Genomic DNA, 20654 nt, shown 5'->3' on the forward strand with positions numbered 1-20654 from the left:
ATTTCAAAACATCGCTTTTCTGGAGATGCAATGAGCGAACGCAAACTGGATGGAAAGGTCGGCATCGTGACCGGTGCGGGGGCGGGTCTTGGGGCTGAATGTGCGCGTTCGCTGGCCCGGCATGGAGCCCGTGTCGCGGTGGTGGACATCAACTTGGAGGGCGCTCAGTCGGTGGCCGCCGAAATCGAGGCGGGGGGTGGCAAGGCTCTGGCCATCCAAACCGACCTGACTTCCGAGGAGGGGGTCGCGGCGATGGTTTCCGCCGTGCTCGACCACTTTGGGCGGATCGATGTCCTGCACAACAATGCGGCCGCGTTGGATCCGGCGCAGCGTGCCGGTGACCGCGATGTCTGCAACGTGGACCTTTCCGCATGGGACAGGGCCATGAACGTCAATGCGCGCGGCGCCATGCTGTGCTGCAAGCACGCCATCCCGCACATGCTCAAGGTCGGCGGTGGATCGATCATCTTTGCGACGTCGGGCTTCGGGCTGCTGGGTGATGCAACGCTGACCGCCTATGCCGCCTCCAAGGCGGCCCTGATGGCGCTGGCACGTTCCGTGGCCGCTCAGTACGGCAAGGAGGGTATCCGATCCAATGCCATCATGATTGGCTTTGTGCTCAACGAGCACGCGCAGAAGGGCGTTCCGCAGGAGATCAAGCAGATCCTCCTGGATCAGCACCTGACGCCCCAGCTCGGTTCGCCAAAGCAGATTGCCGACGTGGTGAGCTTCCTGGCCAGCGACGAGTCCTCATTCATCACGGGGGCGGTGATTCCAGTGGATGGCGGCTTCACCAGCCACGCTCCGTCCATGGTGCCCATGCGCGAGTTCTTCGCACGCATGGGATCCAACAAACTCTGAACCCAACCAACCATATCCGACCATGTCTTTATCCATGCATGCCGCCAGCGCGGAAATCTATGCCCGCATGCTGCGCAACCTGCTGACCTGGCTTGACAAAGCCGAAGGCCATGCCCAGGCCAGAAGTTTTGACAGCGCGGCCTTCCTGAATACGAAGCTGTCGCCCGACATGCTGACCTTTGGCAAGCAAGTTGCCATTGCCAGCGAGGTGGCGCGGCTCGCCGTCGCGCGCCTGGGTGCCGTGGAACTGCCTGCCGCTCAAGGCTCCGACGAGAGCTTCGAAGGGTTGCGTGTCCGCGTCCGGGACGCCATCGGCTTCGTGGAAGGCGTTTCGCCGCAGCAATTGGCCGGGAGCGCCGAGCGGCCCCTGGTCGTGCCGCAGCGGCAAGGCGATCCGCTGCACTTCACGGGGCAGACCTTCTTACAGCAGTGGTCGCTGCCGAATTTCTTCTTTCATGTGACCACGGCCTATGCGTTGCTCCGCCAGGCAGGCGTGGAGCTGGGCAAGGCTGACTTTCTGGGAGCCATGGCCTGACCGGGCCGGACCTGGACACGTTCTCCAAGGTGCAAGTACCGGAGGCAAGGCCGGTGATTGACACAGTACCCCGTGGAATCCGGGGTTTTGAACCCCCTGGCAGACCTTCACGGCTTGTACCAGGGGGTGTTTTTTTGCGGGTGGATGTCCACGCGCTCCGAGTGCGCGTGGCACGTTCGTCACCAGCGGTCCAGGTTGGCGCTGTGGCGGGGCTGATCTCATCTTCAGTGCAGGGCAATACTTTCGCAGGGGCCCGGACGCGTGCACGGAAGATACGGGCCAAATTGGCCTCAAGCGCCCATTCAGAACGCGCAAGCAGCTATCAAAACTTCATAGAGGACGTGTTCACCGCTCAGGCAGATCCCGCGCCAATGAACGGGGCATTCATTCGCGTGCTGATTTCCCGCCGAAGAGTCCAGACCGCCGGAAACTCAGATGCGCTTCCAATCGCCCCCACTGCCCATGGCGGGCGGCGCGCTTTCGTGTGAGACGGGCGCGGCATGGCGGCTGGGCCTTGCCGCTCTGATGCTTGCGGCCCTAGGCTTAATCGATATTCATTCTCTAAGCTCGGAGGATGGTCACCCAGACCCGCGCCCTGGTGGATGGGTTCAAGCCCAGCTACGTGCTGGCCGGCAAGGGCTACGACAGCCCGGAATTGATACAGGCCATCGAGCAGCAAGGGGCGCAGGCCGTGATCCCGCCTCGCAATTGCGAGCGGCCGCGCGCCCCTATGACAAGGCTCGCTACCGCCTGCGCAGTCGAATCGAGCGCTGCTTTGCCAAGCTCAAACAATGGCGGCGTGTGGCCACCCGCTACGACCGCAAGCCCGCCAACTTCATGGCAGCGGTCTTGGCTGCTTCAATCTGGCTATGGCTACAGTGAATGTCGATTCAGCCTAGTGCTCGCTGGCGAGCAGGATGGCTTTTATCGGCGCGCTTGCGTGGAGCGTGCGAGGCACGGGCACGGCACTGATGGTGCGCACGGCCTCTCCGTCCGACAGCTTGAATACCGCCACAGCTTCCACCAGCGCCTGGGACTGGCTGCTCAGGCTGCTGGCGGCCGCGGCCATTTCTTCGACCAGCGCGGCATTTCGCTGCGTGGTCTGGTCCATCTGCGCGACCGCTTCTCCGATTTGTCCCATGTCCTGGCTCTGTGCGCTGCTCGCGGCGCTGATTTCGCCCATGATGTCCGTTACACGGCGGATGGCGGTGACGACCTCCGTCATCGTGGCACCGGCCTTGCCCACGAGCTGCGACCCCTGCTCCACGCGCTCCACGCTGTCGGTGATAAGCCGCTTGATTTCCTTGGCTGCTTCGGCGCTGCGGCCTGCGAGGCTGCGCACCTCGCTGGCTACCACAGCAAAGCCGCGGCCTTGCTCGCCCGCGCGGGCGGCTTCCACTGCGGCGTTCAGGGCCAGGATGTTGGTCTGGAAAGCGATGCCGTCGATCACACTGATGATGTCGGCAATCTTGTGGCTGCTGTCGTCGATGCCCTTCATGGTTTTGACCACTTCGGCGACCACTTCGCCGCCTTGGGTGGCCACGGTGGAGGCACTCAGGGCGAGCTGGTTGGCCTGGCGCGCGTTGTCGGCGTTCTGCTTCACCGTGGAGCCCAGTTGTTCCATCGACGCGGCGGTTTGCTGCAGTGCGCTGGCCTGCTCTTCGGTGCGGCCCGACAGGTCATGGTTGCCCGCCGCGATCTCGGTGCTGGCCGAGGCGACGCCCTGTGCATTGCTGCGCACCGCCGTGACCGTCTGCGCCAGGCTGTGCTGCATGCGCTGCAGCGTCTCCAGCAGGTGGCCCATTTCGTCCTGGGACTGCACGGTGATGTGCCCGCTCAGATCGCCGCTGGCGACGCGGTCGGCCACTGAAACGGCCTGCATCAGCGGGCGAGTGATCGAGCGGATGATGGTGATAGCGAGGAACAGGGCCAGAGCAATGGTCACGGCGCTCGCGACCAGGAGCCCCCGCGTCAAATTGCGGGTGGCCGACTCGGCCCGATGGCCGGCTTCGGCCATGACCTGCGCCTGGAGTTCCGCTTGCTTGCGGATCGCGTTCTGGTATTCGATCTGCGCGGGGCGCTGTTTGCTCTCCAGCAAGGCCAGCGCCTCCACCCATTGTTCCTTGGCAAACAGTTCAAGAAACTGATTGCCCAATGCAAGGTCCTTGGCGCGCAGAGGCTTGATGCTCTGGTGCAAGGCCTTACCTTCGTCGGATTCGATGAGCTGATCCAGAATTTGCGTCTGTGCGGCGATGTTGCCGCGTTCGACCTTGATCTGGGCCAGCGCCGCCTGCTGAATGTCCGGGGACGAGAACAAGGCCAGATTGCGGAACTGGATGGTTTCCATGTTCGACCCGTCGATCACCGCACTCAATGCCTTGGTGATGGGGTTGCTCCTTTGAACGATGTCTTCCATCGCCTCACGCTGCGCGGCGGACAGGAACAGCACCATTGCGCCCTGCGCGACCAGCAGCAGCACCATGGTGGAGAACGAAATGGCAAGCCGGGTGGAGATTTTTAAGCGATTCATGGCGCGGGGTAGTTGGCAGTGGCGGGCGTGGGCGTGGGTGGGGGTGGGGTCGCCGCGCAGGGCCGCTGAAAGCCCGGCGGAAGCCGCTGGATCGGCGCGTTTTCAGGCGGTCTCGCGTGTCGAGACTTCGAACGCCTTGAGATCGAAGCCTGGAGCGGCCGCCTCGGCAGGACTGAGCGGCGTGTTGCGTGCAATGAGCTTGCGCGCCGCCATGTGGTCGGCTGGCCGATTGCATGATTCCACTGCCACCAAACGGCCGGCGCGGAAGCAAAGGACGCTGATCTGGTGCTGCTCGACGGAGCCGAGCACGACGGTTTCATCGTGCCCGTCGGCGAGGCCGGCGATTTGCAGCTTGAGTTCTCCCTGGTCGGTCCAGAACCAGGGCAGGGCGGCATAGCCGGCGGGCTTGCCCATGAGCCGGGCCGCCACGGCCTTGGCCTGGTCCACGGCATTCTGAACCGACTCGAGCCGGATGGCCTGTGGTGACCAGGGGCTGGGAAAGCTGACCACGTCGCCGATGGCGGAAATGGCCGGGTCGCTGGTGAGCAGATGGGCGTCGACAACGATGCCGTTGTTGACGGTCAACTGTGCCTGAGCAGCGAGTTCCGCGTTGGGCAGCACGCCGATGCCATAGACCACCAGATCCGCCGGCAGGACTTCGCCGCTGGCCAGCTCCACGCTGCGCACCTGGCCGCCATCGCCGTGGATTGCGGCGAGGCTCTGGCCATAGTGGATTCGCACACCCCACCGGGCGTGGGCGTGATCGAATACCTGGGACGTGACCGCAGAGAGGGCTCGGGCCATTGGCCGCGTGCCCAGCTCCAGCACGTCCACCGCGATGCCGCGTGCGGCTGCGACGGCCGCGAACTCCAGGCCGATGAAGCCCGCGCCAATGACCACTGCGCGCTTCGCGCTGCCCAGGCGCTGTGACAGCCCGTCGGCATCTGCCAGGTTGCGCAAGCCGAATACGCCGCCGAGCTCGATGCCCGCGACCGCCGGCACACGGTTGCGCGCGCCGGTTGCCAGCACCAGGTGCTCGTAGGCGAGTCTTTCGCCGCTGGCGAGGACAAGCTCGCGGCGTTCCCGGTCGATGGCAGTGGCACTGCCCTGTATGCGCGTGATGCGGTGCTCGTCAAAGTACTCGGGGGGGCGAAAGCGTAGCGCCGCCACGCCAACCTTTCCTAGCAGATAGGCCTTGGACAGTGGTGGACGCTGGTAGGGAACGCCAGGTTCGTCGCCAATGAGGGTGATCGCGCCTTCAAATCCCTCCTGCCGCAGCGATGCTGCAACCTGATAGCCGGCTTGGCCGGCACCGACGATGACAATGGAATTGTGGGACATAGAGTTCTGCTTCAAAGAGTTTGGTCAGGGGCGGTCTTGCGCTCGAAGATCGGATAACGGCCCAACGAGAGCAACGCGAGGCCACCAAAGAGAAACATGGGCCCGCAGACCCACAACGTCGCCTGGTACGAGCCGGTGCTCCGGTAGAGTTGCCCGAAGAGCCATGGGGCCAGCGTGGAAGCCAGCGTGATCAGCCCGAGGTGGATGCCGAACAGGCGGCCGTAGTCGCGCATGCCGAAATACCGCGAGACGAGAAAGGCCGCCAGGTCGAACTCGGCACCCGCGCCGATGCCCACCAGCATGACACCCAGCACGAGCCAGCCGGTATCGTTCGCGCCGCTGATACCCAGGAGCAGGCACCCCAGGGCCGGCAGCCCCAGGGCGACGGCGGCCACGCCAGGCGCCCAGAGGCGGTCCACCAGGTAGCCCACGACGACCCGCCCCAATATCAGCGACAAGCCAAAGCTGCCGAAGATGCGCGCTGCATCCCCTGCCTCCAGGCCTTTGTCGCGCAACAGGGGGACACCATTCGTGACCAGCGTCACCACGCAGGCCACAACCATGGACAAGGCGATGTTCAGAAGCCAGAAGCGGGGATTGCGCAGGCCTTCGCGCAGCGAGGCACCCGTGATCACGGCACCTGCTGACGATGCTGACTCGCTGTGCTTGCGGGCCGGGGCGCGGGCAGGCTCTTTCATCCAGGCCAGCACCAGGGGCAGCACCAGGATCATTGGCAGGGCCGCCAGAAGCCAGAAGGCCGCCTGCCAGTTCCATTGCGAGATCACGGCGCTCACCGCCGAGGGAATGAGCATGGCGGCTAGACCGGTGCCGGAAAGAACCAGCGCGAGAGCCAGGCCGCGGTTGCGCTCGAACCACAGGTTCACCAGATGGGTCCAGGTGACGTGCATGGTGCCCATGCTGGCCATGGACATCAGGAAAAAGCCCAGGTAGAGCGTCACGATCGAAGGCCCCAAGCGCGTCATGGCGATGAAGGCCAGGGAAAGCATGCACAGCGAGATCACCGTGACGCGCTTCATGCCAAAGCGCAGATTGAGCCAGCCCACGATCTGGGATGCGACCACCGATCCCAGAAACATGAAGCTCACTGCCGACTGAAGATCCGCGCGGGCCCAGTCAAAGGTCTGCTGCAGCGGAACCATCATCGCGCCGTAGGCATACAGCATGGATGAGTTGGAGTTGATCGCCAGTCCCAGCGTGGCCAGAATCACGATGCGCCACGCGCTCTTGAACTCGGTCAGATCGATGCCCAGGCCATGCGCGGTATGTGAAGAGGTGGGGAGAGGTTGTGTCATAGGGTGCCGGCAATGGGGAAGGGAAGGGCAGGTAGGGCCAGGGCCGGTTCACTCGCGCACGAGCAGAAGCGAGCCGGCCAGCGGGCCTCCGCCGGCCGCCGCGACCGCTACCTGGTGCGGCGCGATCTGGCGCTGTCCGGCGCGCCCCCAGAGTTGGGTGCAAGCCTCGTGCACATACCCAAGGCCGTGGGTTCTTCCCCCCGAGAGCTGGCCGCCATTGGTGTTCACCGGCAGGGCGCCGTCGCGGGCGATCCGCGTGCCGCCTTCGACGAAGCGGCCGCTTTCGCCCGCCGGGCACAGGCCCAAGGCCTCCAGCCAGAGCAGGGTCAGGATGGAAAAGCCGTCGTACAACTGGGCGCTGCGGACATCAGCCGGCTTGAGATCGGTTCGCTGCCACATCATGCGTGCCGCGTCGATGCTGGCCCCGCCGGTCAGGGAAACCTGATCCCAGGACCAGGGCTGGTGCAATGCCGAACCGATGGCCTCCAGGCGGATGGGGGGATTCGGTCCATGGCGCGCCGCATCCATGCGCGAGAGCACGATGGCCGTCGCCCCGTCGCAGTGCACGTCGCAATCGAACATGCGCAGGGGCGTCGAGATCATGCGGGAGGCCAAGTAGTCGTCCATGGTCATGGGCGTGCGGTACACAGCCTTGGGATTGAGCTCGGCGTTGGCACGGCAGGTCAGGGCGATTTGCGCCAACTGATCGGGGGTGGTCCCGTATTCGTGGAAGTGCCGCTGCGCGTACATGGCCATCAGGTTGATGGCCGAGTGCACTTCATAGGGGGTGTACCACTGCCAGAAGAAGCTGCTGTCGCGCCCGGCGGTCTTGTTGCTCAAGGCGTTGGCATTCTTGTCGAGCCGCCGCGCGCTCGCTTCGGTGATCGTGCGGAACACCAGCACATGGCGGCACAGGCCCGCGGCAATGGCCATCGCGCCGTTGATCACGCCGGCCAGTGGCCCCGGCCCTTCGTAGCCGCCGCCATACCAGTTGACGTGGAGCCCCATCGTGCCGATCAGCGCATTGGGGCCCACCGGGGAAAAGCTGTTGCCATTGTTGTTGTCGCCTGGCCAGCAAGCCACGCCGTCGATGTCCTTTCGCGTGAGACCCGCATCGGCAATGGCTTCCAGACATGCGTCCAGGGTCAGGCGCATGGCGGACTTGTCGGATGGGCGGGCCACTTCGGATTGGCCTACGCCGGCGATCGCCACGTTTTTTTCGTACAGATGGTCGAACATCATTCGGCTTTCTTGAACAGAGGGAGCCAGACGTCTTCGTGCTGCTCGAAAGTGACATGCACCGGCATGCCGATTCGCACCTGATCGGGCACTAATTCCACGACGTTGCTGAGCAGGCGCAGGCCGGGCTGATCGTCGAGCTCGACGATGGCCACGACGTAGGGGGTGGCCAGCTCGGGCTTCCACGCCTGGTGGTTGATGGTGTAGGTGGCGATGCGGCCGCGGCCGCTTGTGGCCTGCGGCGCCACATCCAGCGAACCACAGAATGGGCAGATCGGAGCGGGTGGATGAAAGAACCGCCGGCAGGTGCTGCAGCGATGGATCATCAGTCGGCCCGATTCCCCTCCCTGCCAAAAGGCCGATGAGTCGCTGGTGATCTGGGGCAGTTTTCGTGGCATGAACGCGGGGTATGTCGGGCTGGCAGTGGGTTGAATCAGGGCCGCTACGAATTGACGCAGGCGGGTTGAGAGAGTTTAATATCTGAACAAATTGCGTCAATGTGTCTAACTAATGGTTTCTACCAACCATCTGCATCTATGAGTGAACATTCTTTGGCGAACCGCCATATCGTTGTGACCGGCGGCCTGGGCGTGCTGGGCCGTGCCGTGGGGGCCGTGCTGGTCGAGCAGGGAGCCCGCGTTGTCCTGCTCGATCGTGTTGCGGCCCAGGATGTGCCTGGGATCACGGCGGTGATCGGCGGCATTGACCTGACCGACCCGGATGCCACACGGTCCGCATTCCAGCAGGCAAGCGAGCGGCTCCAGGGCTTCGATGGCCTGGTGAACGCCGCCGGGGGGTTCCGATGGGAAACGCTGGAGAGCGGAACCCTGGAGTCGTGGGATGCGCTCTATGCGATGAATCTGCGCAGTACCGTGGTGGCGTGCCGGGAGGCTCTGCCACGGCTGTTGGCGGCCGATGGCTCAGGCATCGTCAACGTGGGAGCGCTGGCTGCACAGAAGGCCGGAATGGGAATGGGGGCTTATGCGGCGTCCAAGGCTGGCGTCGCGCGGCTAACCGAAGCGCTTGCCGAGGAGGTCAAGGATCGTGGCGTGCGTGTGAACGCTGTGTGCCCCAGCATTCTGGACACGCCTGCCAACCGGGCCGATATGCCCGATGCCGACACCGCGCGCTGGGTATCGCCGCGCTCGCTGGCCGCCGTCATCGCGTTTCTGTTGTCGGACGATGCCAGCGCCGTCACAGGCGCGTGCATTCCGGTGGCCGGTCGGGTGTGATCATGGAAGACATGCGCTTGTCCCAGGAGCACTCGTCACCCGGGGCCGTTGGAGAGGGCGGCGGCAATGCCATGGCTTGGTCCGATCGCTACTTGCTTGGGCACGGTGACATGGATGGCACCCATCGCGAATTTGTCGCGTGCGTGGCGGCCCTTCAAACAGCGAAAGATGTCGATCTTGCGGGGTGCCTTGCCGCTTTCGAAGCACATGCCGTCGAGCATTTCGAGCAGGAGCGGCGCTGGATGGACTCCACCGGGTTTCCTGCCGCACAGTGCCATGTGGACGAACATACGGCGGTTCTGCGTTCCGTGCACGAGGTGCAGGAGATTCTGCGCAATGGCGGTCCAGGGCAGATAGCCCGCGATCTCGCCCATGCGCTCGCGAATTGGTTCCCAGGACACGCTGATTACATGGATGCTTCGCTTGCCCAATGGCTGGTCAAGCGCAGCCATGGTGGAGCGCCGGTGGTGCTTCGCCGCCGGCTGGAGCCCGCTGACGCGCCGCCTCTGCCGCCGGCCAACTGAGTCTTCGTTCCCGCTAGAGGCGCTTTGCCCCTGGTTTTCAATCCCCCCACAAGAGAAACGATCAATATGAGACTGGTAACATTTCAGGCTGCAGGCGAAGCCGCCCGCGCAGGCGCATTCATCGAGGGCGACCAAGCGGTGCTTGACTTGCGGCAGGCGGCGCAGACCGTGCATGGCGGCAGCGCGGACGCACTGGCGAGCATCCTCGCGCTGATCGAAGCGGGGCCCGCTGCCTCCGAGCTTGCGCGCGACCTGATCGCGCGCGCGCCCCGTGCGGCCGTCCGGGAGCGCAGCGCGGTCAGAATCCTGGCGCCCATCCAACCGCCACCGCAAATGCGCGATGCCTCTTGCTTCGAGCTGCATCTGCGCCAGAGCTATGCGGCAGCACGGCGGGCACGCGCGGCGCGCACACCGGATCCGGAGGCCACACTGAAGGCCATGAACACCCGCTCAGACGAGCGCGCGATCGAGACCTTCCTGCGCCAGCCCATCTACTACAAATGCAACCGTTTTGCGACCATCGGCGTGGACGACGATGTCGTGTGGCCCGGCTACAGCAAGGCGCTCGATTTTGAGCTCGAGTTCGGCTTCTACCTAGGCGCGCGGGCCAAGGACGTGCCCAAAGAGAAGGCGCGCGAGTACATCTTTGGCTACACGATCTTCAATGACATCAGCGCGCGTGATGCCCAGGCCGTGGAAATGGGCGGCATGCTGGGGCCGGCCAAGGGCAAAGACTTCGATACCAGCAACGTGATGGGGCCCTGCCTGGTCACTGCCGATGAGCTCCCCGATCCCTACAACCTGAACATGGTCGCCCGTGTCAATGGCGAGGAATGGGGGCGCGGCAATTCGCGCGACATGTATTGGAAGTTCGAGGATGTGATCGCGCATGTCTCGCGCTCCGAAACCCTGCATCCCGGTGAGTTCATCGGGTCGGGAACGGTGGGCAATGGCTGTGGCCTGGAGCAGATGCGCTACCTCAAGCCTGACGATGTCGTGGAACTAGAGGTGGAGGGCATCGGCCTGCTGCGTACGCGCATCACGCAGCCTTGATGGGCGTCCTCCACCCACGGGCGGGCGCCCTGGTTCCGTCGCCGCGGTGGCATGCAGCATGCTTCCGATCGGCGCCTTCACACAACGCAAAAAATCTGCCGCCGGTCGCGGCAGGGCACATCGAATGAGCAAAGACATTGATAGCGCACCTGGCTGGACGCCGGGACTGCGCGACACTCCCGTGGCGGCCTTGGCCCGCGCGGTTCTCGCGCATCCGGACAAAATCCTGTTCGATTTCAGTGGCGAGAAAACCACCTACGCCGAGTTTGACGCTCTCAGCAACCGCATGGCCCATGCGCTGCAGGCATTGGGGGTGAAGGCCGGCGCCACCGTCACTTCGCTGTTCGACAACCACCTTGACGCCGTGGTTCTCTGGATCGCGCTCAACAAGCTGTCGGCCGTGAGCGTTCCGTTGAACACGGCGCTCAAGGGCGAGTTCCTGCGCCACCAGGTGGCCGACTCGGGGGCCGAGATCGTGGTGTGCGATGCGGCCTACGCTCCGCGCCTGTTCGAGGTGGCCGGGCACCTTCAAGGCATTAGGCGTCTGTTGGTGCGCGGGGTTGTGGAGAATGGCTGTCCAGACGTTGGTTTTGCAATCGAAAGCCTTGACGAACACCGGGGGCACGACACCACGCCCCTGGCCGAGCTGCCCGACCCGGCCGCGCTCAACGCCCTTATCTACACGTCCGGGACAACGGGGCCTTCCAAGGGCTGCATGATCAGCGGCAACCAGATGTGCCATGTGGCGCGCCTGCTCCTGCGGGCTGCGCCGTTCGGCCCGAAAGACGTGCTGTGGACCCCGTTGCCGCTGTTCCACATGAACGCGATCGCGACCGGCGTGGTGTCCACGCTGCTGGTGGGTGGAACGATCTCGATCGCCCCACGGTTCTCGGTCAGCGGCTTCTGGCCGGCCGTGGAGGCATCCGGGGCCACCGTGGTGTCCATCCTGGGCGCCTTGGGTACGCTGCTGGCCCAGGCACCGGACAATGACGCGATGAGGCGCTGCTTCGGCCAGATCCACACGGTCAAGGGCAATCCGTTCACGGAAGACATCAAGGCGATCTGGCGCATCCGCTTCGGCGCGCGCCACATCGGCTCCAACGCCTACGGCCTGACGGAGGCGCTGATCACGTCGGTGCCAGCCGGCGAGCCGGTTCCTCCAGGCTCGTCGGGGCGGTGCGCTCCCGAGTTCGACGTGCGCATTTTCGACGACCAGGACAATCCGCTGCCGCCCGGGCAGGCCGGCGAGGTCGTGTGCCGGCCCCTTCATCCCGACATCATGTTCAAGGGCTACTGGCGCCGGGCCGAGGACACGCAGAAGGTGATGGGGAACATGTGGTTCCACACGGGAGACATTGGCAAGTTCGACGAGGCCGGGTTCTTCTACTTCGTGGACCGCAAGAAGGACTATCTGCGCCGGCGGGGGGAGAACATCTCCAGCTTCGAGATGGAATCGGCGATCCTGCAGCACCCCGACATCGAGCAGGTCGCGGTTCATGCCGTGCGGTCGAACCTGGGCGAGGACGACCTGAAGGTCACAGCCAAGCGGGTGGCGGGTGCCCAACTCACCGAAGAGGCCCTGTGCCGCTGGATGGTGGATCGGGTGCCTTATTACGCCGTGCCCCGTTACATCGAGTTCCGGGTCGAACTGCCGGTCAATCCGCAGGGGCGGGTTCTGAAATACCAGCTGCGCGATGAAGGGGTGACGCCTGCCACCTGGGACATCGAGTCCTCCACCATCAAAGTGCAGCGTTAGAGGAGCGCCACCATGTCCGTTTCAGAATTGGCCGGCCGCCGCATCCTCATCACCGGAGGGGCCAGTGGCATGGGCGAGGGCCTTGTGCGCTCGCTGACGGGCATGGGGGCGCTGGTCGTGTCCATGGACCTGAACCGCGAACGCGGCGAAGCCGTTGCCACGGCGGCGGGAGCATGGGGCTTCATGGAGGTCGATGTGGCCGACGAGGGCTCGGTTGCGCGCGCGGTCGATGCCGCCTGCACCCGCCTGGGCGGCCTGGATGTGCTGATCCATGCCGCGGGCATCGCGCCGTCTTCGCCGGCGCAAGGGACCAGTCTGGCGTTGTGGGAAAAGGTCTTTGCTGTCAATGCCACGGGTACCTTCCTGATGAACCGGGCGGTGTTTCCTCATATGAGGGAGCAGGGCGGCAGCATCATCAACTTCGCTTCCGCAGCTGGCGCGCTGGGGCTTCCCAACAAGTCTGCCTATTCGGCCGCCAAAGGGGCTGTCCTGGCCTGGACCCGCACCGTGGCCCAGGAATGGGGGCCCTACAACATCCGCGTGAATGCGATCGCCCCGGCCATCTGGACGCCCATGTATGACCAGACCCGTTCCGAAATGAGCCCGGAGCAACTGAGCGCGCACGATGCACTGATGGCCAGGGTGATCCCGCTGGGCGGCAAGCTGGGCGACCTGGCGCAGGATCTGGTGCCGGTGCTCGCCTTCCTGGCATCTCCCGGGGCGCGTTTCATGACCGGCCAGATCTTTGCCGTCGATGGCGGGACGCTGATGGTGCGCTGAGCCGGTGGTCAGGCAGGAGCGGCACCTGCCAGCGGACGCAGTTCTCCCGCCAGCAGCGCTTGCCGGACTGCAGCGCGGCCAACTTTGCCGGCATCGGTGCGCGGGACGTGCGCGAGGAGGAGGTGCCTGGGCCGCTTGAAGGAAGCCAGGTGCTGCCCGCAGTACGCCATCAGCTCGGCACGCAACGCCTCCAGCGCGTGCGATGGGGCCGGCTCGCGGGGTTGGACCAATGCGCAGACACTCTGGCCCCATTCGGGATCCGGCAGTCCCACGACGACTGCGTCGGATACCGCAGGATGCTGCATCAGAACGGCCTCGATCTCGGCAGGGTAGATGTTGACGCCGCCGGAAAGAATGAGATCGGAGCGGCGGTCGCAAAGGTAAAGCCAGCCTTCCTCATCGAGGTATCCATAGTCTCCTGCGGTGAACAGGTCACCGCGCTTGACGGAACGGGTCTTCTGCGGATCGTTGAAATACTCGAAATCGAAGCCATCATTCATGTAGATCAACCCGGGCTCGCCGGCAGGAAGCTCGGCTCCGCCCTCATCCAGGATGGCGAGCTTGCTGAACGGATACCGGCGGCCCACTGTCCCGGGGCGCCGCAGCCAGTCGTCGCTGCCGACATAGGTGCCCCCTCCCTCGCTGCACGCGTAGTACTCGTGCAGAGCAGGGCCAAGCCACTCGATCATCCGGCGCTTGGTCTCCGGCGGGCATGGGGCAGCCGCGTGAATGACGGTTCTGAGGCTCGAAAGGTCGTAGCGCTGCCGGATAGCCTGCGGAAGTTGCAGCAGGCGGTGGAACAGGATCGGCACCAGTTGCACGCTGTCGATGCGTTCGCTTTCGATCAGGGCGAGCACGCGTTCGCTGTCCCATTTTTCCAGCAGCACGATCCGATGCCCGAGATGCAGCATCTGGATGGCGCGGGAGCCGGGAGCCGCGTGGTAGAGCGGTGTGCAGACCAGGTGCGCCCCATTGCCCGCGCGCAGGCCGAACATGCCCGAATAGAGCGGAAGGGTGCGCGCCAGTGCCCCTTCGGGGGGCAATCCTGTGAGCGGCCGCCGAATTCCCTTGGGGCGTCCCGTGGTGCCGGAGGAATAGAACATGATGCTGCCTGCCAGCCGGTCGCCAAGAGGGCCATCGGGCTGCGCGTCCAGCAAGGACTGCAGATCGCGAAAACCCGGTATGTCTCCGGCAACCGCCAGGCGCCCTTGCTCGGGGAGCGCCGCCTGTCGGGCCGCTTGGCTGGCCGTGGAGGCAAAGCGATGATCGGCAATCAGCACGCGGCTCATGCTGTTGGACAACAGGTAGGCCAATTCTTCGGCCGTCAGGTGCCAATTCAACGGCACCAGGTAGGCGCCTATTTGCGAGATGGCGAGCGCGCTCGCCAGCCAGTCGCTGGAGTTCGGCAACAACACCGCGACGGCGTCGCCGGTCTTCGCACCGCAGCCGCGCAGCGCATGGGACAGGCGATCGACGCGGTCGCGCAGCTCGCCGAACGTGCTGCAGCCGCCATTGGATTCCGTGATCGCGATGCGGCTGGGCTGTCGCTCGGCAATTTGCCAGAAGCCCAACGCACCCTCGCAAAGGTAAACGGGATCGACTGCCGACATGGGGTTGGCGTTGGCCGGGGAACTGATTTCAGGCATGGACTATTCGATCGTGATGCCTGCCGCCCGGATGGCCTGTGCCCAGGCCAGCGTATCGCGCTTTTGCAGGGCGGCAAGCTGGTCGGGCTTGCCAAGCAGTGGCTGCAGCCCGATGCTGGTAAGGAATGCCTGGCCCTCGGGCGCTTCCAGCACCTCGTTGATCAACTGGTTGAAGCGTTGGATTGCGAAGGCTGGCATCCCGGCCTTCCCGTAGAGAGCCAGCCACGCGGAGACGTCGAAATCAGCGACGCCCGACTCCGCGAGGGTAGGAATGTCGCTGGCGGCGGCGATGCGCGCGCGCGTCGTCACGGCAATTGCACGCAGGCGGCCGGAGCGCACATGTGGCAGGTAGCCCTGAGGGTCGCCAAAGGCGTAGTCAAGATGGCCGCCGATGATGTCGGAAACCACCTGGGCCAAGGTCTTGTACGGCACGAAGGTCGCCTGCAATCCCGTGCGCTGCTTGAGAATCTCGCCAGCGAGCCTTCCGGTGATCGCCGAACTGGCGTAGCTCAACTGGCCCGGCCTGGATTTGACGAAGGCGACGAACTCCTGAAACGTGCTGACCGGCACGCGCGCGGGGTTGACCACCAGGATGTAAGGCACGGTGGCCATGGAGGCGATCGGCGCGAAATCCTTTTCCGGATCGAATGGGAGGGTCTTGTACAAGCTGACGTTGGCCGCCTGGGTCGAGGACCCTGTCATCAGGAACTGATGCCCATCGCCTTTCATGCGGGCGACAGCGTCCGCCGCAATGTTGCCGCCTGCACCAGGCTTGTACTCGATGACGAACACGATCTCGGGATGGCGCTTTTGAATCTGCTCGGTGCAGTAGCGAATCAGCCCGTCGATGGCACCGCCACCGGCGTATGCCACCGTGATCGAGACAGGCTTGGTGGGCCAGGTGGTTTGGGCGTAGCCAGGAGCTGCCCATGTCGGGAGTGCACTGGCCGCGAGGCCAAGCATCTGACGCCGGGTCCAGAAAATCATATGGATGTCTCCGTTTCGATTGGCCGGGAGGCCATGTCTGCCATTTTCACGGGTTCCTCCGAGGCTCTTTCGTGCGAGTTTCCCGGACATTTGCCATGGATGGGCGGGTTCTCCAGGGGCGCTGGTCTGTCGCTCAGCGCCAGCCGCCACTGCGAGCCGCAGGAGGTTCGTCAAAGTGGGGAGGGTGGGGCGACACGCTGGCTCCCCCGTGCATGCGCGGCTGAATGGCGCTCAGAAAGTTGTAGGGAAACAGCGGTGGCAACGCGCTCACCTGATCAAGCCGGGTACGGAGTTCGGAAGGCAACTCGAAGTCCAGCGCGCCCAAGCTGTCCTGCAGCTGTTCGAGCCGGGTGGCGCCCAGGATCACCGAGCTGAGCGCCGGGCGGCCCGACAGCCAGTTGATGGCCACCCTGGCCATGGGCTGCCCCAATTCATTGGCGACGGATTCGAGCGCCGCGACGATCTCCCAGTTGCGCGGCGTCAGCTTGTTCAGCGCGGGTGTCGCCACCGCGGCGGTGGCCTTGATGCGCCCAGCCTGCTGTGCTTGTGCCTCCACATTGGGCTGGTACTTGCCGGACAGCAGGCCGCCGCCCAAAGGACTCCAGGCCACCAGCCCGAGGCCCACTTCCTGGCACATGGCGGGAAACTCGTACTCGATGCCGCGCTGCACCAGCGAATACTCGAGCTGCACCGCGCAAGGACCTTCGAGGCCATGGTATTGCGCCAGGGTGGTGATGCGCGCGCCATACCAGGCGGGCACGTCCGAGAGCGCCCAGTGGCGGATCTTGCCGGCGCGCACCAACTGATCCATGCTGCGCAGAACCTCCTCCGCCGGCGTGATGCCATCCCATGCATGGAGGTAGTAGAGATCCACATAGTCCGTCTTCAGCCGCGCCAGCGAGGCATCCAGGGAACGGATCAGATTCTTGCGGCCGTTGCCCGCGGCGTTCGGGTTACCTTGCGGGTTCTGGTGATTGAAGCTGTACTTGGTGGCCAGAACGACGCGATCGCGCATACCCGTTTCCGACATGAATTCGCCCAGCCAGGTCTCGGCGGTGCCTTGCGTGTAGATGTCCGCCGAATCGATGAAATTCCCCCCGGATGCCAGGTAGGCGCCGAACATCGCGCGCGCTGTCTCCCGGTCGCAGCCCCAACCGTTCTCGGTGCCAAAGGTCATGGTGCCCAGGGACAGGCGCGAGACGCGCAAACCGGTACGGCCAAGCAGGTGGTATGTGGTGGATTGCATCGGGTCTTTCAGGTTTTTACTGAAATTGAAACACATTGACAATAAGTGTTCAATCATTAGACTGTGCTGGCTCGGCTGATGTCAAGTCCGGGCGGCTGTCCCGGGGGCCATTCCCCGTCCCATCACCCTGACGACCTATGCTGATCGACGCCCACGCCCACCTGCTGACTCCTGGAATGCTCAACCGCCACGATTTCTGGGGGCCTTTCATGAAGATGCAGGGGTTCACCGTCGGGCACTTCGCGCTGGGAACCAAGCAAAAATCGAAGGCCACCTCGGACCAGCAGGCGGAGGCGAACCTGCTGGCAAAGATGACGCATGCCGCGCGCCGCGAACTGATGGCCCAGCGCGGCGTGGACCAGATAGTGGTGTCCACGCCCTCGCATGCATTCATGTACTGGGCGGACGACTTCGGAAGCGAATACGCGCGCATCTGCAATGACGAGATGTCCGCCTACTGCGCCCAGGACCCGGCGCACTTTGCTTTCTGGGCACACGCCAACCTGGCCGATCCGGTGGCGGCTGCACGCGAGATCGAGCGCGCCGTCACGCAACTCGGGGCCAAGGGGGTCTGCGTGGGGGGCGCCAATTTCAAGGGCCTGCAGGCCTACAGCGAGGAATTGTTCCCCGTTTGGGAGGCTGTCACGCGGCTGGATGTGCCACTGATGGTGCATGGTTACAACCAGTCCGTATGGTGGGGCGACAAGCATGCGGAAGACCGTTTCGAGACCACCTCGATCGTGGGCGATTGCGTCGATGAAACCCTGTTCTTCTGGTACCTGATCTGCGGCGGCGCGCTGGACGTGTTCCCCGCACTGAAAACCTACATCAACCACGCCGGTGGCATGGCGGTGTTCCAGCTCGGGCGCCTGGCCGAGCTGAACAAGTCGATGGCGCCCGACGCACGCAACAAGCGCCCGTTCATGGACTACCTGTCCAACTTCTGGTTCGACCTGGACGTGCACCATCCGGCGCTGCGCCGCGCCGTGGTGGAGGTGGTGGGCGCCGACCAGGTTCTCTATGGCACCAACTTCGGGGGCGCCTACGACAATGGCGACCTGACCGCCGGACTGGGCCTTTCTGACGCCGACGTGGCCAAGATCCGCAGCGGGAATGCGCGCCGCCTGCTGAAACTCGATACCTCCGTCGCGGCATGACGGGTTTTGTCCTGAGCCGACGCCAGGTCTGGCTGCTCGTGTTCGTCACCCTGTTCTGGGGGGTGAACTGGCCCATCATGAAATCAGCCGTCAGCGCCTATCCCGCGATGGCATTCCGGGCCTGGTCCATGGTACTGGGCCTGCCGTGCCTGTGGGTGGGGCTGAAGCTGCTGCGGGTTCCCCTGCAGCTGCCACGACGGTACTGGGGCGAGTTGCTGCTGCTGGCAACCACCAACATGGTGGCCTGGCACCTGTGCCTGATGTGGGCACTGCCGGGCCTGAGTTCCGGGCGGGCGGCGATCATCGGCTACACCATGCCCGTGTTTTCGGCGCTCTGGGGCATGTTGCTGTATCGCCAGCGCCTGTCCCGGCCGCAATGGGTGGGCGTGGGGAGCGCGACTTCAGGCGTGGTGTTGCTGCTGTGGCATGAGTTCTCGCGCCTCAGCGGGGTTCCCTTGGCCGGGCTCACCCTGCTGGCCGGAACCGCGGTGTGGGCCCTGGGAACCCAGCAACTGCGGCGTAGCGCCATGGATGTGCCTGTGCTCGCGATCGGGTTCTGGATGACGGCGATCACGACAGTCGCGGTTCTGCTGTATGTGGGGATCACCGATGGCCTGCCCGCGAACCAGCCCTCGCCAGGGGTCTGGGCAGCGATCGCCTACAACGCACTGTTGATTTTTGGGTTTTGCCACGTGGCGTGGTTCGCCTTGGCCCGCGCCTTGCCGCCAGTCGCAGCGAGTGTCAGCATTTCCCTGATCCCCGTGCTCGGGCTGCTGTCGGGCGCGCTGTGGCTGAACGAGGCGCTGCATTGGCAAGACGGGGCCGCGGTGCTCTTGATCATGCTGGCGATTGGCGTTGCCTTGCATCCGGCGGGAACGGAGACTTCTTGAAGGCGCCTTTCATGGCCAGTCCCCCCTGGTAATTTGCGATAGATCAACAGGGCAGGCGTTTCGGCTTCGGGTAAACCTCTAGAAGTTGAACACAAATAGAAAAACTGTCCTAAATTGTCTCCATGCCGGCAATCGTGCCGGTCCCAAGGAGACGATGAAATGTTGACGCGTAGCAATCCGGTGTTGTCCGACGGAACCAGAATCTCGGACCTCATCAACCTGGATACCCGTGAAGTGAAGATGCGGGTCTTGTCCGATGCCGAGCTGTACCAGCTCGAGATGGAAAAGATCTTCGCCAAGACCTGGGTCTTCCTGGCCCATGAAACGGAAATACCCAACTCGGGAGATTTCGTCCAGCGGGACATGGGTTCGGATTCGGTCCTCGTCACGCGTGACCGCGAGGGCCAGGTGCACGTGGTGCTCAACGTCTGCACCCACCGGGGCATGAAGGTCTCCACGCTGGACGTGGGCAACACCCAGGCCCACATGTGCATCTACCACGGCTGGGCCTTCAAGCCCAATGGGGACTTCATCGGCGCCCCCGTCGACAAGGAGTGCATGCACGGGAAGATGATGAGCAAAGAGCAACTCTCGCTCACCAAGGCCCGCGTGGCGGTCTACGGCGGCATGATTTTCGCCACCTGGAACCTCGACGGCCCTTCCTTCGACGAGTTCCTGGGAGACGCAAAGTTTTACTACGACACCATGTGGTGCCGTACCACCAGTGGCATGGAGGTTTTGGGGCCGCCGCAGCGCTTCATCATCAAGGCCAATTGGAAGACAGCTGCCGAGCAGGGGGCATGCGATGGCTATCACACGCTGACCCTGCACCGCTGGCTGGGTGAGATCGGCCCCTATGCGAAGAAGCCCAATGCCGAAGGGGGTGGGGCGGACCTGACACCGGAAATGTATGGCGTTGAAGTCTGGACTGACCATGGCCACACCATGCGTTGTATCGATCTGGGCCGCAAGGTTCACCGGATCACGGGCAGGGATCCAGCCGAGCTTTCGCCCCAGGAAAAGCTCACTGTCCTGCCCCCCCCGGGCTTGACGGCCGAGATGATCCCCGACGTGGTGAGCCGCCTCTCGCCTGAGCAGATCGAGATCATGAGCTCCAACCCGCCGCAAGTGGGCAACTTCTTTCCCAACGGACTGTTCGAGTTCATCTACCTGCCGACGGCCGATGGCAAGGTGACGGGCGCGATGGCCCTGCACACCTATGTGCCCATGGGGCCGGATAAGTTCATGTTCATGAACTGGATCCTGGCAGAAAAGGATACGCCGCCCGAGCAGAAGGCCGCGATGCTGCGCATTTCCTGCCAGTTCCTGGGCACTTCCGGCATGGTGGAGCAGGACGACTCGGACACCTGGCCGCACCAGACCATCGTCTCCAAAGGGGCGATGAGCAAGAACATCACGCTCAAATACCAAGCCAAGTATGAGACCGGCAAGCCTGACGGCTGGCCGGGTCCCGGTCATGTTGGCAGCGGCTTCACCAAGGACGACACCAACTGGAGCTTCTGGCAGTACTGGCACGAGCTGATGACTCGCGAGTCTTGAGCCG

19 protein-coding genes are annotated in these 20654 nt (G+C 64.1%); 11 read left to right on the top strand and 8 right to left on the bottom strand.

Annotation, left to right across the window (positions count from 1 at the left end):
* Nucleotides 1-30 precede the first annotated feature (30 nt).
* From ACODS0_RS13745 to ACODS0_RS13755, 3 genes are all read left to right on the top strand, one after another.
* Nucleotides 31-861: an SDR family NAD(P)-dependent oxidoreductase gene (locus ACODS0_RS13745; protein ID WP_121506342.1), complete on the top strand. Its 831-nt coding sequence runs from the start codon at nt 31-33 to the stop codon at nt 859-861.
* 22 nt (nt 862-883) lie between these two features.
* Nucleotides 884-1396: a DUF1993 domain-containing protein gene (locus ACODS0_RS13750; protein ID WP_063460676.1), complete on the top strand. Its 513-nt coding sequence runs from the start codon at nt 884-886 to the stop codon at nt 1394-1396.
* A 525-nt stretch (nt 1397-1921) separates the two neighbouring features.
* A complete protein-coding gene (locus ACODS0_RS13755) occupies nt 1922-2278 on the top strand; it encodes a transposase (RefSeq protein ID WP_348649990.1) in 357 nt (118 codons plus the stop codon).
* 13 nt (nt 2279-2291) lie between these two features.
* Here ACODS0_RS13755 and ACODS0_RS13760 read toward each other — a convergent pair whose 3' ends face one another.
* The 5 genes from ACODS0_RS13760 to ACODS0_RS13780 all read right to left on the bottom strand — a co-directional run bounded on the left by ACODS0_RS13760 (nt 2292) and on the right by ACODS0_RS13780 (nt 8217).
* Nucleotides 2292-3926 (bottom strand): methyl-accepting chemotaxis protein, encoded by a 1635-nt coding sequence (locus ACODS0_RS13760; protein WP_082753448.1) that lies wholly within the window; start codon nt 3924-3926, stop codon nt 2292-2294.
* A 102-nt stretch (nt 3927-4028) separates the two neighbouring features.
* Nucleotides 4029-5267 carry an NAD(P)/FAD-dependent oxidoreductase gene (locus tag ACODS0_RS13765; RefSeq protein ID WP_060987193.1) on the bottom strand — a complete coding sequence of 413 codons (1239 nt, stop codon included), beginning with the start codon at nt 5265-5267 and terminating at the stop codon, nt 4029-4031.
* A gap of 11 nt (nt 5268-5278) precedes the next feature.
* Entirely contained in the window at nt 5279-6580 is a 1302-nt protein-coding gene (locus ACODS0_RS13770; RefSeq protein WP_060987192.1) for an MFS transporter, read from the bottom strand.
* Nucleotides 6581-6628: 48 nt separating this feature from the next.
* On the bottom strand, nt 6629-7822 hold the full coding sequence (locus ACODS0_RS13775; protein ID WP_199726993.1) for a thiolase family protein: 1194 nt from the start codon (nt 7820-7822) through the stop codon (nt 6629-6631).
* Nucleotides 7819-8217, bottom strand: a complete 399-nt coding sequence (locus tag ACODS0_RS13780; RefSeq protein WP_060987191.1) for a Zn-ribbon domain-containing OB-fold protein — start codon at nt 8215-8217, stop codon at nt 7819-7821. Before ACODS0_RS13780 ends, ACODS0_RS13775 begins: the two co-directional genes overlap by 4 nt.
* Before the next feature lie 138 nt (nt 8218-8355).
* Here ACODS0_RS13780 and ACODS0_RS13785 point away from each other — a divergent pair, with 138 nt between their 5' ends.
* The 5 genes from ACODS0_RS13785 to ACODS0_RS13805 all read left to right on the top strand — a co-directional run bounded on the left by ACODS0_RS13785 (nt 8356) and on the right by ACODS0_RS13805 (nt 13164).
* Complete coding sequence (locus tag ACODS0_RS13785; protein WP_060987190.1) at nt 8356-9051, top strand: SDR family oxidoreductase; 696 nt, start codon at nt 8356-8358, stop codon at nt 9049-9051.
* Nucleotides 9052-9161: 110 nt separating this feature from the next.
* Nucleotides 9162-9575 (top strand): bacteriohemerythrin, encoded by a 414-nt coding sequence (locus ACODS0_RS13790; protein WP_233559581.1) that lies wholly within the window; start codon nt 9162-9164, stop codon nt 9573-9575.
* A gap of 66 nt (nt 9576-9641) precedes the next feature.
* Entirely contained in the window at nt 9642-10628 is a 987-nt protein-coding gene (locus ACODS0_RS13795) for a fumarylacetoacetate hydrolase family protein (RefSeq protein ID WP_063460672.1), read from the top strand.
* 124 nt (nt 10629-10752) lie between these two features.
* Nucleotides 10753-12384: an AMP-binding protein gene (locus ACODS0_RS13800; protein WP_488835542.1), complete on the top strand. Its 1632-nt coding sequence runs from the start codon at nt 10753-10755 to the stop codon at nt 12382-12384.
* A 12-nt stretch (nt 12385-12396) separates the two neighbouring features.
* Nucleotides 12397-13164, top strand: a complete 768-nt coding sequence (locus tag ACODS0_RS13805; protein ID WP_488835544.1) for an SDR family NAD(P)-dependent oxidoreductase — start codon at nt 12397-12399, stop codon at nt 13162-13164.
* A gap of 8 nt (nt 13165-13172) precedes the next feature.
* On the opposite strand, the gene ACODS0_RS13810 is transcribed toward ACODS0_RS13805, so the two are convergent.
* From ACODS0_RS13810 to ACODS0_RS13820, 3 genes are all read right to left on the bottom strand, one after another.
* Nucleotides 13173-14810: an AMP-binding protein gene (locus ACODS0_RS13810; protein WP_488835546.1), complete on the bottom strand. Its 1638-nt coding sequence runs from the start codon at nt 14808-14810 to the stop codon at nt 13173-13175.
* A 3-nt stretch (nt 14811-14813) separates the two neighbouring features.
* The gene (locus ACODS0_RS13815; protein WP_488835548.1) at nt 14814-15797 is read right to left on the bottom strand and encodes a Bug family tripartite tricarboxylate transporter substrate binding protein; all 984 of its coding nucleotides are present in this window, start codon (nt 15795-15797) and stop codon (nt 14814-14816) included.
* Between the two features lie 133 nt (nt 15798-15930).
* A complete protein-coding gene (locus ACODS0_RS13820; RefSeq protein ID WP_488835550.1) occupies nt 15931-17043 on the bottom strand; it encodes an aldo/keto reductase in 1113 nt (370 codons plus the stop codon).
* 137 nt (nt 17044-17180) lie between these two features.
* Between ACODS0_RS13820 and ACODS0_RS13825 the strand changes: the two genes are divergently transcribed.
* From ACODS0_RS13825 to ACODS0_RS13835, 3 genes are all read left to right on the top strand, one after another.
* A complete protein-coding gene (locus ACODS0_RS13825) occupies nt 17181-18200 on the top strand; it encodes an amidohydrolase family protein (RefSeq protein ID WP_488835552.1) in 1020 nt (339 codons plus the stop codon).
* Complete coding sequence (locus tag ACODS0_RS13830; protein ID WP_488835554.1) at nt 18197-19090, top strand: DMT family transporter; 894 nt, start codon at nt 18197-18199, stop codon at nt 19088-19090. The genes ACODS0_RS13825 and ACODS0_RS13830 overlap by 4 nt, the downstream gene beginning before the upstream one ends.
* A gap of 159 nt (nt 19091-19249) precedes the next feature.
* Nucleotides 19250-20650, top strand: a complete 1401-nt coding sequence (locus ACODS0_RS13835) for an aromatic ring-hydroxylating dioxygenase subunit alpha (protein WP_060987182.1) — start codon at nt 19250-19252, stop codon at nt 20648-20650.
* Nucleotides 20651-20654 lie beyond the last annotated feature (4 nt).

This window comes from Acidovorax sp. FG60 (genome assembly GCF_057808995.1).

Coding starts and splice junctions, on each gene's coding strand:
- ACODS0_RS13745 (WP_121506342.1), top strand. CDS start 31: ATGAGCGAACGCAAACTGGATGGAAAGGTCGGCATCGTGACCGGTGCG.
- ACODS0_RS13750 (WP_063460676.1), top strand. CDS start 884: ATGTCTTTATCCATGCATGCCGCCAGCGCGGAAATCTATGCCCGCATG.
- ACODS0_RS13755 (WP_348649990.1), top strand. CDS start 1,922: ATGCTTGCGGCCCTAGGCTTAATCGATATTCATTCTCTAAGCTCGGAG.
- ACODS0_RS13760 (WP_082753448.1), bottom strand. CDS start 3,926: ATGAATCGCTTAAAAATCTCCACCCGGCTTGCCATTTCGTTCTCCACC.
- ACODS0_RS13765 (WP_060987193.1), bottom strand. CDS start 5,267: ATGTCCCACAATTCCATTGTCATCGTCGGTGCCGGCCAAGCCGGCTAT.
- ACODS0_RS13770 (WP_060987192.1), bottom strand. CDS start 6,580: ATGACACAACCTCTCCCCACCTCTTCACATACCGCGCATGGCCTGGGC.
- ACODS0_RS13775 (WP_199726993.1), bottom strand. CDS start 7,822: ATGATGTTCGACCATCTGTACGAAAAAAACGTGGCGATCGCCGGCGTA.
- ACODS0_RS13780 (WP_060987191.1), bottom strand. CDS start 8,217: ATGCCACGAAAACTGCCCCAGATCACCAGCGACTCATCGGCCTTTTGG.
- ACODS0_RS13785 (WP_060987190.1), top strand. CDS start 8,356: ATGAGTGAACATTCTTTGGCGAACCGCCATATCGTTGTGACCGGCGGC.
- ACODS0_RS13790 (WP_233559581.1), top strand. CDS start 9,162: ATGGATGGCACCCATCGCGAATTTGTCGCGTGCGTGGCGGCCCTTCAA.
- ACODS0_RS13795 (WP_063460672.1), top strand. CDS start 9,642: ATGAGACTGGTAACATTTCAGGCTGCAGGCGAAGCCGCCCGCGCAGGC.
- ACODS0_RS13800 (WP_488835542.1), top strand. CDS start 10,753: ATGAGCAAAGACATTGATAGCGCACCTGGCTGGACGCCGGGACTGCGC.
- ACODS0_RS13805 (WP_488835544.1), top strand. CDS start 12,397: ATGTCCGTTTCAGAATTGGCCGGCCGCCGCATCCTCATCACCGGAGGG.
- ACODS0_RS13810 (WP_488835546.1), bottom strand. CDS start 14,810: ATGCCTGAAATCAGTTCCCCGGCCAACGCCAACCCCATGTCGGCAGTC.
- ACODS0_RS13815 (WP_488835548.1), bottom strand. CDS start 15,797: ATGATTTTCTGGACCCGGCGTCAGATGCTTGGCCTCGCGGCCAGTGCA.
- ACODS0_RS13820 (WP_488835550.1), bottom strand. CDS start 17,043: ATGCAATCCACCACATACCACCTGCTTGGCCGTACCGGTTTGCGCGTC.
- ACODS0_RS13825 (WP_488835552.1), top strand. CDS start 17,181: ATGCTGATCGACGCCCACGCCCACCTGCTGACTCCTGGAATGCTCAAC.
- ACODS0_RS13830 (WP_488835554.1), top strand. CDS start 18,197: ATGACGGGTTTTGTCCTGAGCCGACGCCAGGTCTGGCTGCTCGTGTTC.
- ACODS0_RS13835 (WP_060987182.1), top strand. CDS start 19,250: ATGTTGACGCGTAGCAATCCGGTGTTGTCCGACGGAACCAGAATCTCG.